Raw genomic sequence first — 11,507 nt, 5'->3', positions numbered from 1 at the left:
ACAACTACCGCAGGTTCGTCCGCCGCACCATCGTGTTCAACGGGTGGAACTTCTCGATGTCGCAAGCCATCGTCCCGTTGCCGTGGGTGATTCAGGCCCCGCGGCTGTTCGCCGGCCGCATCGACTTCGGAGATGTCGGGCAGAGTGCGACGGCCTTCGGCAACATCCAGGATTCGTTGTCGTTCTTCCGCAACAACTACGACGCCTTCGCCGCATTCCGGGCCGCGATCATCCGGTTGCACGGCCTGGTCGATGCGAACACGCGGGGCCGGGCCCTGCCGACCATCCTGGTCAAGGACAGTGAGGAGTCGGCGGTCGAACTCCGCGGCCTGGAAGTGCGCACGCCGGACGGAGACCAGCTGATCGACCCCCTCGACGTGGCGCTGGACCGGGGCGAATCGTTGGTGATCACCGGGCGCTCGGGATCCGGCAAGACCACGCTGCTGCGCAGCCTGGCCGAACTGTGGCCGTACGCGTCGGGGACGCTGTGCCGTCCCGAGGGGGACAACGCGACGATGTTCTTGTCGCAGCTGCCCTACGTACCGCTGGGCGACCTGCGCAGCGTGGTGTGCTACCCCAACTCGCCGGACGAGGTCTCCGATGACCAATTGCGCGACGTGCTGGGCAAAGTCGCGCTGACCCCGCTGATCGCCCGGCTCGACGAAGAGCAGGATTGGGCCAAGGTGCTCTCCCCCGGCGAACAGCAGCGTGTCGCCTTTGCCCGCATCCTGCTCACCAAGCCCGAGGCGGTCTTCCTCGACGAGGCGACCTCCGCGTTGGACGAAGGGCTGGAATTCGCGTTGTACCAGCTGATGCGCGCCGAGTTGCCGGAATGCGTGCTGGTCAGCGTCAGTCACCGGCCCGCCGTCGAGCAGCACCACGAACGAGAGCTGCACCTGCTGGGTGGCGGTGACTGGCGGCTGGGCCCGGTGGACAAGGAGCCTGCGCAGGTCTAGGAAGCTGTGGGCGCGTTTCCCGCGAGGCTGTAAATCTGCAGGCCTCTACTCGCACTTTCTCTGCAGAATTACAGTCTCGGCGTGGCGTGCCCGCCCGCGACCCCGTGGGCCGCGTGCGCTCCGGCGCGGCGCCCGAAAAACGAACCCTCCCCCAGCTGCGTGCCGCTGGCATAGCCTTTGCCGTCCTGCGCGATGTTGGACGCGCACGCCCCGACTGCGTACAGCCCCGGGACGACGCTGGCGTCGGCGCGCTGCACTTCACCGTCGACGGTCACCGCCAGACCGCCCATGGTGAATCCCGAATACATCGCCCGCCCCAGCGACAAGTCGAACACAGCCCAGGGTCCGTTGTCCTGTGCTGCAAGGTATTCCGGCTGCTTGTGGAAGTCCGGGTCCTCGCCCGCGACCGCGAATGCGTTGTAGCGTTCCAGCGTGGCCGCGAAATTACCGGCAGGGATGCCCAGCGCGGTTTCCAGCTCGGCGATCGTCTCGTAACCGTCGAGGAACTTGATCAGCGGCATCTCGGGCATCTCCGTGTGCGCTTCGTCGACGATCAGGTATGCCGTCTGGTCCGGCTGCTCCAGCACGAACGCCGAGGTGCGCGAGTGGTAGGAGTCCTCGGCGACGAACCGCTTACCCTCCTTGTTGACGATCAGGCCGGTCAGCAGGACCTCCGGCGGATACGCCGCCGCGGTGATGAACAGCTCGTCCATGTATTGGATGGCCCCGCCCGCTGAAATGCCCAACCGGATGCCCAGCCCGTCGTCGTTGGGGTTGCCCAGGATGTAGGGGGCCACCAGGCCGTGGTGTTTGGTGCGGCGCGGCTGGCCCAGGGCGGGCGTGTGCTCGGCGACCATGTCCGGGTTCATCGCGAACCCCCCCGCCGCGATGACGACCGCTTGCGCCTTGACGGCGCCCGTTTCGGTGAAATGCTTCCAGGCGACGCCGACCACCGCGCCGTCGTCGTCCACGATCACATTGGTGGCCCTGGTCTCGTAACGGACCCGCACTCCCAACGCGTCGGCCCGCTTGACCAGCAGGTCCACCACCAAGGACGCACCGCCCAACTCGCCGGGCACCGGCACGGAATGCCCGCGGGGAGCCGGCACGGCCTGTTCGCAGAAGGGCCACACCTTTTCGTTGCCGGTGTAGCTCAATCCCTCGGTGCCCGGCGGGACCACCACTTTGCCCGGGTAGTAGCTGCGCTCGAACTGGAATCCGAGGCCCTCCAGCCAGTTGAAATGCTCGACGCTCCCGTCGCAGTAGGCGCGGATCTTGTCAAGCTGGGGTTCGCGTGACACCGCAACGAGGTACTTGTACATTTCCTCGGGCGAATCAGAATGACCGGTGGCCTGCTGCACCGCTGTACCCCCGCCAAGGTAAAAGTGCCCTCCGGCAAGGGAAGTGGTTCCGCCCGCCGCGGCGGCACACTCGAGCACCAGCACCCGCGCGCCGGTGGCCGCAGCGCTGACCGCGGCGCAACCGCCCCCGATGCCGAATCCGATCACGACCACGTCGACGTCGTCGGACCAGGAGTCCACCGTGCTCGCGCCGACCGTTGCTGGTGTCTCGGTGTTCACCGGCGCCACTCCTCCTCGTTGCTGCGCGCTGCATCGTCGCCGTCGCGGCTCACCGCTGCTCCTGTTTGATGTAGTCGTAGAACGCCCGCGTCTCGGGCGAGATGTAGGCGATCTCCAGAAACGGCACGCCCGCCCGGGGTGCCGACACATAGGCGAACCGGATACCGCCGGGCATCACGCCCTGTTGCACGACCTCGGCACCACGGTCGGCGGCCCGCGCCAGCGCCGCGTGGAACTGCTCAGGGCTGTCGGCCTCCGTGCAGATGTGGTGCAGCCCCGGTCCGGAGTCGCGCAAAAAGTCACTATAGATGTTCTGGCCGCGGACCGGTGAGATCAGCTCCAGCTGCATGTCCCCGAGATAGCTCAGGGAAATGCCGGCGACGAAATCCGCCGGCTCGCCGAAATAACTGCAGCTGTCCGGAGCAAAGTGCACGTCCGGAATCCGGACCCACTTGCGGACGCCCAACAGGCCGGTGAGGGCCGTTTCGGTGGCGTTCAGGTCCGGGGTGACCCAGGCGATCTGCGTGGGCGCTGAAACGGAGGGGGGCATCGCCTCGCAGGATAGCCCAGCGTGCCGACCGCCAGAAAGGGCGTCGGGGCCTTTGCCGCAACCAGCCCAGTCGTACCCGTCGGCGCCGCATGAACACGTTCTAATTCAGCCAGGGCGACCGGGCGTGGTGGCCGTCGCTCAGGCCCGGCCCAGTACGTCGACAAGCAACTGGAGCTGAGCGTCGAAAACCGCCTCGGGCTCAGTCAGGGTGTCGGCGCCGTACTGGCCGAACACCTCCAGGCTGATCGCGCCCAGCACCCCCGCCCACAGCAAAAAGCATTTGGTGACCACGCGATCGTCGCCGGGAAAGCCGAATTCCTGCCGAAGCCGCCGGAAGTCGGACGACATCGGTTGCGAAGCAACATCATTGGTCAATCGGATGTCGCCGGTGGCGATCCCGGCGGACACGGCGTCCAGGAACGCCCCGACCACCCTGGTGCCGACCGCAACCGTGCGCTCGGCCGGGGCGTGATAGCCGGGGACCGGGCTGCCGTACAACAGGGCCCAGCGGGACGGGTGGGTGATCGCCCAGCCCCGCACGGCCCGCGCGATGGCGATGACGTCGTCGCTCCACAGTTCGCCGCCCGATTCGCGGGCCCGGTCCACGGTGTCGGCCAGGTCGGAATAGGCGTCGACCAGCAGCAAGGTCAACAGCTCGTCGCGGCTGGACACGTAGCGGTACACCGCCGAAGACACCATTCCCAGATCGCGCGCTATCGCACGCAGCGACAGGCCGGTCGCACCGCGGTCCACCAGTTGACGACGTCCCAGCTCGACGATCCGCGCCTCGATCTGTTCCCGCGACTCCTGGCGTTTCCCCACACGGCCAGTCTGGCACAACCGAGATCACCGCTCTTGATTGTTCCCGACGAGTGTGGCAGCGTGTCCTGCATTCGAGAGCAATGCTCTCGCCAAGCTGGCGGGTACCCGCCGAAGGGGACACACCATGGTCACGCGATACCAGGAACCGAACCGGGCCGCCCGGACCGCCAACCTGGCGGTCCGTTGGCTGGCCGAGATGGGGGTCAGCATCGCCGGGACCCGCGCGGTGCGGGTCCTGGGCCGCAAGACCGGACAACCGCGGTCGGTCGTGGTCAACCTGCTGTCCGTCGACGGCGTGGACTATCTCGTCTCACCGCGTGGAAACACGCAGTGGGTGCGCAACGTCCGAGCCGCGGGCGTCGTCGAACTGGGCCCGCGCCGGCACCGCACACGCGCCCTGGTGCGCGAGGTGGACGACGCCGTCAAACCCGACATCGTGAGGCGTTACCTGGCCAGGTGGTACTGGCAGGTCAGGGGGTTCGTACCCGCGTGGCTGACACCGGACTCCAGCGACGGGCAGTTGCGTACCGCCGCACCATTGATTCCGGTCTTCGCGCTGGCTCCGGCGGCCGCGCCGGGTGCCTCGCACTGATCAGCTCGGGTCGGCCGTCGCGCCCAAGTCCTGGCGCACCTGTTCTGAGGCGGCCCGCCACGACACCGCGGCGGGGAAATCCCCCCACATGCTGTTGAAGATACCGACGATCTGCCCCGGTCCGCCGTCGGGTGCCACGTATACCGGCCCGCCCGAATCGCCCCTTCGGCTCTGCACCCCATGAGACATCGTGAACCACCCGTTGTTGACGCTCTCGACGATCCCGCACGTTTCGCCGGTGGCCACCCCGAAGTGACACACCGGCTGACCCGCCTGAAGCGTGACGGCCGGATTCGACTGCAAGGGGCGCCCACCCGGCAGAAAAGTGCTCGGTGTGACGCCGTCGTCCAGCACGATCGCCTCGTAGTCATTGATGATCTGGTCGGTGGCCACTGTGGTACCGCTGGGCGTGTTGTCCCGGAAGGTGGCCATCCGGCCGATCGCGTTACCGCTCTTGTCGTAGACGGCACCCCCGCCGCGGCAGTGCCCCGCCGTGTACGCGACGCGCATCATCGGGTCGACGTAGCCCAGGGTGCACAGCCGGTTGTCCTGCAGGATCTCCATGCCCGGATACACCACGGTGGCCTGCGCGCGGGCCGCAGCGGACGGCAACGCAGGGACGAAGGCCGCGACAATCACTGGGGCGGTGAATGCGCGCAATGCTCGGCGACGCACCTGGGACTCCGATCCGTCGGCGCCGGATCTCGACCGAATCGAGACGACGGCGTTATTTTACCGTTACCCAGGAGTCTTCGCGCCCGCCGGCGCCGGCGTTACAGCATCGTGACCATCAGGTCGCCGACTCGGACCCGGCCGGCTCGCGCGGCGCCCAACCCGGCGGACCGAACACGTATCCGAGCCGGTCACGGAAGCGGTCGGCGGTTCGCCAGTCGCGCGCGATGGCGACGTATTCGCGCGTTTGCAGCTTCCAGATGTTGAACGTGTCGACCTGCTTGGTGAGTCCGTAATGCGGGCGGAACACCTCCGGTTGGAAGCTGCCGAACAGCCGGTCCCAGATGATCAGGATGCCGCCGTAGTTCTTGTCCAGATAGAGCGTGTCCATGCCGTGATGCACGCGATGATGCGACGGTGTGTTGAAGACGAACTCGATCGGGCGCGGCATGGTGTCGATCCGTTCGGTGTGGATCCAGAACTGATAGATCAAGCTCACGGAAAAAGAGAAGAAGACCATCCACGGCGGAATCCCCAACAGCGGCAGAGGAATCCACATCAGGATTTCGCCGCTGTTGTTCCACTTCTGGCGCAGCGCGGTGGCGAAGTTGAAATATTCGCTGGAGTGGTGCGCCTGGTGCGTGGCCCAGATCAGGCGCACCCGGTGGGCGATGCGATGGTAGGTGTAGTACAGCACGTCGACACCGAGGATCGCGACGACCCACGTGTACCACCGGGTTGCCGAGAGGTGCCAGGGCGCCAGGTAGGCATAGATCGCGGCGTACCCCAGCAGCGCCAGCGTCTTCCAGCCCGCCGTGGTGGCCACCGAGACCAGGCCCATCGAGATGCTCGCCCTGGAGTCACGGGTCTGATACGCACCGGCCCCCGGCCGGGACCCCTCGATGTCCGACGTGAGGCGTTCCAGCTTGCGGGCCGCGGACCATTCCAGCGTCAACAGCAACAAAAAGAATGGGACAGCGAACAGAACCGGATCCCGCATCAGAGGCGGAAGAACGGAAAGAAAACCCACAACGGAACTCACCCGCACAGGTTATTACGTTCCGCGATGTCGGTTGTCCGGTTGATTCGGCGTCAACGTGAACCATCGAGGCCCCGGTTGCACCGTCTGCACCGTCCCGATCGACGCCCCGGCGCCGTACCCGCAGCACCGCCACCTGCGGCGACTGGTCGGGTTCGCCCGGGAATGCTCAGTCCGGCTGTTGCGCCGTCTCCCCCGCGTACCACTGCACCGTGCGGACCCCCGGCTGCAGGGACAGTTCGGCCACCAGCCTCTCGAGCTTGGCCGGAGTGTGGCCGTCCATGAGCAGATGCACGCTCAGGGTGACATCGTCGTCGCCGGCCCGCCCGGCGTGAATGCCACGCAGCGTCATGTCGTTGCTGCTGGCGTGCTGCACAACCTGGGCGCGGACATACGTCTCCGCTTTGGGTCGGCAGGTCACCTGGACCAGGTACGGCTGGAGGCCCTCGTCGTCTTCGACGTTCTCATCACGGTCGATCCATCGTCCGAGCGGGCGCCCGAGCACGTGGATGCCGAGGACGGCGCCGGTCGCGATCACTGTGAAGATCAGGTGTCCCGACGCGGCCAGTACACCTATCGCTGCCGAACACCACAGGGTGGCCGCGGTGTTGAGCCCGCGGACGTTGACACCCTCGCGCAGGATCACCCCGCCGCCCAGGAACCCGATGCCGGACACGACATAAGACGCGACCCGGGTCGGGCTGGAGTCCTCCGTGGCGGCCGCATACAGCACGAACAGGGTCGCGCCGGCCGCGACGAGTGCGTTGGTGCGCAGTCCTGCCCGGCGCGCCCGCCACTGCCGCTCCACGCCGACGACGGCGCCGCAACCGACCCCGACGCCCAGCCGAAGGGCGAAATCGGCGACGCTCAGCGTCTGCATGACGGCACATTCCTCCCCTGCGCAGCGACACGGGCACCGCCGAGGCGGTGCTGGAAGCAGCGAACCACGATCAGGTGAACGGGAGGTGGACGCCGGCCAAACCCGGCCGCAGCGCCCTCACTCGCCGCAAATCCTCACGCCGCCGAGCGGTCAGACCGCAACCCGACTGAGGGCGTTGACCATTCGCCTCCTCAGGAACGCGTGGCGTCGAGGCTAGTGCGGCGCGGCGAGTTGTTGGGGACAGTAGTATTTCGCCGCGATCGCCACGAACAGTGTGGCATGGTCGGTGGACAACCCCGGATTTTCGTTCTGCAGAGTGTGGACGAGCTCCGGGCCGGACTCGCCACTGCCGATCCAGCCGCACACCGCTTTGCCGAAGGCGATGGCTTGGTCCGGGTTGGAGTAGGTGAGACCCGCATCCCGCACCGTCGCCAGGAAACCCGTGTCGTCGAACGCGTCATCGGGGCTGGCGAATGCGGGTGCGGCGCAGCCGATCACAACGACAGCGCCCAGCAGCACCAGTAGCCGTCCCACGCGCGCGCAGCCCGGGTCCGTCAGGCCTTGGACAGCTGATGGGGGCAGTAATACTTCGCCGAGATCAACGCGAAGTTGGACGCGGTATCCATATCCATCCCGGGGTTGTGCACCGTGACGTCATGGACTACCTGCAGGCCGGTCTCGCCGTTGTTCAGGAAGGAACACACCGCCCTGCCGGCGGCGACGGCGCTCTCCTGGCTCGCGAAGGTGATACCGGCCTGGCTCAGTGCGGCGACGAAGCCCGCGTCGTCGCCGTCCGGTTCGGGGGGCGGTTCTGCAGACGCGGGCCCGGAAAGACTTATCATCGCCGCGGCGCCGAGGAGCGAGACAATCAGCTTCATGATTTCCCCCTCCCCGCGCGCCGAGGAGATTGCGCCAACTCTTTGGTATCCGGTCACCGCCGCCGACTCCTGACCGTCACCGCGCACGGTGCTCGTTCGCGATTCTCCCCGTCGATATTACAGATGGTTCTCAGCGTCGATGCTTTCCCGAAGACTCTCCTGAGCTGCGCGAAGCCACCCGCGCACCGCCGGCCTCGGACACCTGAACCCATCAGGGCGCTGCTGTTGGACCGAGTCGGTAAGACGTTTGTCTCCTAACCCCTGCGGGGTTCCGGCGGCACGACCTTGGGCTTGCCTTGTGACAGGTGCACCGCGTGGATACCGGGCTTCTTGGCCAATTGTTCGAGTAGCGCATCGAGCCCTTCTTGATCGACGTTGTGGTGCTGCACGCTGTCGGGTTTCTCCGATATCTGTGCTACCAATTTCTTCAGTTTTTCCGGCGAGGTGCCGTCCCTGAGCTCGGCGAGCGGAGTGAGACGCTCGCGGAAGGCGGCACGGCCCGCCGCAGCGGGAGCGCCCGCTCCGACGGCGCTGCCGAGCATGCCCGCCACCGACAGCGACCCGAGCAGCCCGCCCTCGCCGAGGGCTGCTGCAGGCACCGACTCCGCGCCGGCGGCCGTCAACGCGGCGGCGACCGTCCGGATGGCCGGAGTGGCCGAGGCCCAACTGGGCGGCACCGTGAGCGCTCCGACCAGGGTGCCCCGGCCCAGGTTGGCCGCCACCGGGCTGACCGCGTCGTACAACGTTCCGCGCCCGAATCCCAGCCCGCCGAGTCCGGCCCCCAGCGCGTCCTTGGGGAGAGCACCATACGGGACGGGCGGGGCGAACTTCAGCCACTGCGACACCGGGAAGTTGATGAGCAACCCGACGTCGTTGAACTGCGTTGTCAGGCTAATCGGAACCCTGACGGCGTTGTAGAGAGCTTCGTACCAGCTGGCCCCGTTCGGAACGATGTTGAGGAGGTTGTCTCCGAGGGCGTGGTACCAGGTGGCGAGTCCGGCCAGGTATCCGAGAGGCCCGTTCGCCGGGGTGAACGGGGGAATGATCGAACTCAGGGCGGCCGCCGTGCTGGCCGCCGGTGTGGCGCCGGCAGTGCCGACCGCGACTGCCTGCGTCGTCGCCCCCGTGCCGTTGGTGGTCGGCGGTGCCGCGGTGAACCCGGTCAGCCGGCTCGTTGATGCCTCCGCCGACGCGACGTAGGTGTCCATCGCCAGGGCGTCCTGGGCCCACATCTCCGCGTATTGCGCCTCGGTGGCGGCGATCGCGGCGGTGTTCTGCCCGACGATGTTGGTCGCCACCAGCGACGCCAGTCGGGTCCGGTTGGCCGCGACCTCCTGCGGCGGCACCGTCGCCGCGAACGCCGCCTCGTAGGCGGCCGCCGCCGCATCGGCCTGGTTGGCGGTGTTCGCGGCTTGAGCTGCGGTGGTCTGCATCCACGACAGATACGGCGTGACCGCGGCGACCATACTCATCGACGAGGGTCCCACCCAATGGCCGCTGCTCAGCGTGTCGATCACCGACGAGTAGGCGGTGACCGTGGAGTGCAATTCGGTGGCCAGCGTGTCCCAGGCCGCGGCCGCGGCCACCATCGATTCGGCCCCCGGCCCGGAGTACATGCGGCCGGAGTTCAACTCCGGCGGAAAGGCTCCGTAGAACATCTCTACACCCCTTGCCCGGTCGCGCCAGCGTCAGTCGCGGATGTGTCGGTCATGGCGCTCATGGCGCTCAGTCCTCGAGGACCGGAATCACGATGATGGTTGCCGTTGCCGCCTCGGCCTCGATGACGCCGCCCAGCGAGCCCGTCGCCACCGAACCGCCCGCGGAGTACGTCGCGCCGGCGGCCACGGCACGCCCTGCCAGGCTCGACAGGGCCATCTGGCCGAAGGCGCCGCCCTCGGGGGCCAGCGAGACGGTCGGCGCGGCCGCCGCAGTGGGGAACACCGAGGCGAGCGTCCTGATCGCCGGCGCAGCCTCCGTCCAGCCCTGCGGCACCGACATGCTTCCCACCAGCGCCGCCCTGCCCATCGAGGCTGACACCGGCGCACCGCCGACGGCGGAGCTCAGCATCGGCGTGACGACGCCGCTGGTCAACGGCGCCAGTGCACCGGAGATCGCTTTGGGGCCGCCCAGATAGGCGGCGACGCCCTGCCCGTTCTGCCCCCAGGCGTACGCCTGCCCGAACGACAGGAACGGGCCACCGGGGATGGTGCTCCACGACTGGGGAGAATAAATGCCGGTCAATTCGTCGAAGATGGTGTTCCAGTTGGTCAGCGCGTTGGGCAGATTCGACGGCAGCGTGAGTCCCGAGGTCGGTACCGCCGCGTTGCCCGTGGTGCCCGAGGCCAAGCTCTGCAGCGCGTTCGGCACGGCGCCGGTCAGCTGGGACAGTTGGGAACTGATGTTCAGGCCACCCGAGGAACCGGATTTGCTGACTGCGGCCGCCTGCATCGACCCGCCCCAGTCGGTGGTCGTGTACGGCGGGTCGATGAACGGGATCAGCTGCGAGGCGGCCGCCGACGAGCCGGCGTAGGCGTACATGACCGCGGCGTCCTGGGCCCACATCTCCACGTACTGGGCCTCGGTGACAGCGATCGCCGGCGTGTTCTGGCCCAGGATGTTGGTGGTGACCAGCGCCATGAGCACCGCGCGATTGGTCCCGATCACCGGCGGTGGGACCGTCGCGGCGAAGGCCGTTTCGTACGCGGCGGCGGCGATCTTGGCCTGCGAGGCGGCCTGCTCGGCCTGGACGCCGGTGGCACTGATCCACGAGACGTACGGTGTGGCCGCGGCAGCCATCGCGGTCGAAGAGGGACCCGTCCATGGCCCGACGGTCAGAGCCTCGACCGTGGAGCCATACGATGCAGCCATCGACTGAAGTTCGGCCGCCAGGTCGTCCCAGGCCGCCGCCGCCGCCAGCATCGGCCCCGATCCGGGACCGAGATACATCCGCCCGGAATTGATCTCCGGCGGAAGCGCGCCGAAATCGATCACCTGTCCACCTCCGGTCCGTTCAGGTGGCCGTCATCCTCATGACGAAACGCGTCGCTACACCCCCAAACATGTCCGAGCTCTACGGGAATCCCAAACACATCGGTGCGCGTGTCACAAGAATGGCTGCCGACCTCACTGGCGAGGGAATCTGCGCAGCCGTGGCCGCCTGGTTCCGTCACCAACAAGCAGGAGCGGTTCGGGCACAGTAACTTCTTTGCCGAACACATCGGTTTCACCCGGTCACGGTTGACGGGCCGTCGGCAACTGCGAGGTCAAGCCGGAAAACTTCGGCGAACCCCCCGGCGCCTCACCTGTTCTTCGCGTTGCCGCTTCCGTCGCCGAGTTGCTCGGGGCAGAACGAGAGAGCGGCGGCTTCGGCGAACTTGGCGGCACCGTCCAGGGTGAATCCGGGGTTGAGGTCGCGGATGTCCCTGAGGATTTCCGGCTCGCTGGTGCCGGCACCGGCCAGACCGCAGACCGCTTGGCCGGCTTTGACGGCGCGACCCGGGTCTTTGTACGCGATGCCCGCTTTGCGGATGGTCGCCAG

13 protein-coding genes are annotated in these 11,507 nt (G+C 67.4%); 2 read left to right on the top strand and 11 right to left on the bottom strand.

The window, feature by feature from the left end; translation table 11 throughout:
• On the top strand, positions 1 to 956 hold a 956-nt coding region (locus AC2VOK_RS03770; RefSeq protein ID WP_428899291.1), incomplete at its 5' end, for an ABC transporter ATP-binding protein/permease.
• Positions 957 to 1,024: 68 nt separating this feature from the next.
• On the opposite strand, the gene AC2VOK_RS03765 is transcribed toward AC2VOK_RS03770, so the two are convergent.
• The 3 genes from AC2VOK_RS03765 to AC2VOK_RS03755 all read right to left on the bottom strand — a co-directional run bounded on the left by AC2VOK_RS03765 (position 1,025) and on the right by AC2VOK_RS03755 (position 3,908).
• Entirely contained in the window at positions 1,025 to 2,536 is a 1,512-nt protein-coding gene (locus tag AC2VOK_RS03765) for an FAD-binding protein (protein ID WP_428899290.1), read from the bottom strand.
• Between the two features lie 49 nt (positions 2,537 to 2,585).
• Positions 2,586 to 3,086 carry a VOC family protein gene (locus AC2VOK_RS03760; protein WP_428899289.1) on the bottom strand — a complete coding sequence of 167 codons (501 nt, stop codon included), beginning with the start codon at positions 3,084 to 3,086 and terminating at the stop codon, positions 2,586 to 2,588.
• Between the two features lie 138 nt (positions 3,087 to 3,224).
• On the bottom strand, positions 3,225 to 3,908 hold the full coding sequence (locus AC2VOK_RS03755; protein WP_428899288.1) for a TetR/AcrR family transcriptional regulator: 684 nt from the start codon (positions 3,906 to 3,908) through the stop codon (positions 3,225 to 3,227).
• A gap of 124 nt (positions 3,909 to 4,032) precedes the next feature.
• Here AC2VOK_RS03755 and AC2VOK_RS03750 point away from each other — a divergent pair, with 124 nt between their 5' ends.
• The gene (locus tag AC2VOK_RS03750) at positions 4,033 to 4,500 is read left to right on the top strand and encodes a nitroreductase family deazaflavin-dependent oxidoreductase (protein ID WP_428899287.1); all 468 of its coding nucleotides are present in this window, start codon (positions 4,033 to 4,035) and stop codon (positions 4,498 to 4,500) included.
• Here the strand turns inward: AC2VOK_RS03750 and AC2VOK_RS03745 are convergent, their stop codons facing one another.
• The 8 genes from AC2VOK_RS03745 to AC2VOK_RS03710 all read right to left on the bottom strand — a co-directional run.
• Positions 4,501 to 5,175, bottom strand: coding sequence for an Rv1815 family serine proteinase (locus tag AC2VOK_RS03745; RefSeq protein ID WP_428899286.1), 675 nt, complete (start codon positions 5,173 to 5,175; stop codon positions 4,501 to 4,503).
• 115 nt (positions 5,176 to 5,290) lie between these two features.
• A complete protein-coding gene (locus AC2VOK_RS03740; RefSeq protein WP_428899285.1) occupies positions 5,291 to 6,214 on the bottom strand; it encodes a sterol desaturase family protein in 924 nt (307 codons plus the stop codon).
• Between the two features lie 166 nt (positions 6,215 to 6,380).
• A complete protein-coding gene (locus tag AC2VOK_RS03735) occupies positions 6,381 to 7,091 on the bottom strand; it encodes an MgtC/SapB family protein (RefSeq protein WP_428899284.1) in 711 nt (236 codons plus the stop codon).
• A gap of 213 nt (positions 7,092 to 7,304) precedes the next feature.
• A complete protein-coding gene (locus AC2VOK_RS03730) occupies positions 7,305 to 7,625 on the bottom strand; it encodes a DUF732 domain-containing protein (protein ID WP_428899283.1) in 321 nt (106 codons plus the stop codon).
• A gap of 20 nt (positions 7,626 to 7,645) precedes the next feature.
• The gene (locus AC2VOK_RS03725; RefSeq protein WP_428899292.1) at positions 7,646 to 7,969 is read right to left on the bottom strand and encodes a DUF732 domain-containing protein; all 324 of its coding nucleotides are present in this window, start codon (positions 7,967 to 7,969) and stop codon (positions 7,646 to 7,648) included.
• A gap of 254 nt (positions 7,970 to 8,223) precedes the next feature.
• On the bottom strand, positions 8,224 to 9,627 hold the full coding sequence (locus tag AC2VOK_RS03720; protein WP_428899282.1) for a PPE family protein: 1,404 nt from the start codon (positions 9,625 to 9,627) through the stop codon (positions 8,224 to 8,226).
• A 67-nt stretch (positions 9,628 to 9,694) separates the two neighbouring features.
• Complete coding sequence (locus AC2VOK_RS03715) at positions 9,695 to 10,960, bottom strand: PPE family protein (RefSeq protein ID WP_428899281.1); 1,266 nt, start codon at positions 10,958 to 10,960, stop codon at positions 9,695 to 9,697.
• A 307-nt stretch (positions 10,961 to 11,267) separates the two neighbouring features.
• On the bottom strand, positions 11,268 to 11,507 hold a 240-nt coding region (locus tag AC2VOK_RS03710; protein WP_428899280.1), incomplete at its 5' end, for a DUF732 domain-containing protein.

The organism is Mycobacterium sp. TH-M116 (assembly GCF_057473685.1).
This window is presented reverse-complemented; position numbering and strand designations above follow the sequence as displayed.

What these genes read in the sequence shown, in the direction of transcription:
- AC2VOK_RS03720 (WP_428899282.1), bottom strand. Translation starts at nt 9,627, where the DNA reads ATGTTCTACGGAGCCTTTCCGCCGGAGTTGAACTCCGGCCGCATGTAC.
- AC2VOK_RS03760 (WP_428899289.1), bottom strand. Translation starts at nt 3,086, where the DNA reads ATGCCCCCCTCCGTTTCAGCGCCCACGCAGATCGCCTGGGTCACCCCG.
- AC2VOK_RS03750 (WP_428899287.1), top strand. Translation starts at nt 4,033, where the DNA reads ATGGTCACGCGATACCAGGAACCGAACCGGGCCGCCCGGACCGCCAAC.
- AC2VOK_RS03735 (WP_428899284.1), bottom strand. Translation starts at nt 7,091, where the DNA reads ATGCAGACGCTGAGCGTCGCCGATTTCGCCCTTCGGCTGGGCGTCGGG.
- AC2VOK_RS03725 (WP_428899292.1), bottom strand. Translation starts at nt 7,969, where the DNA reads ATGAAGCTGATTGTCTCGCTCCTCGGCGCCGCGGCGATGATAAGTCTT.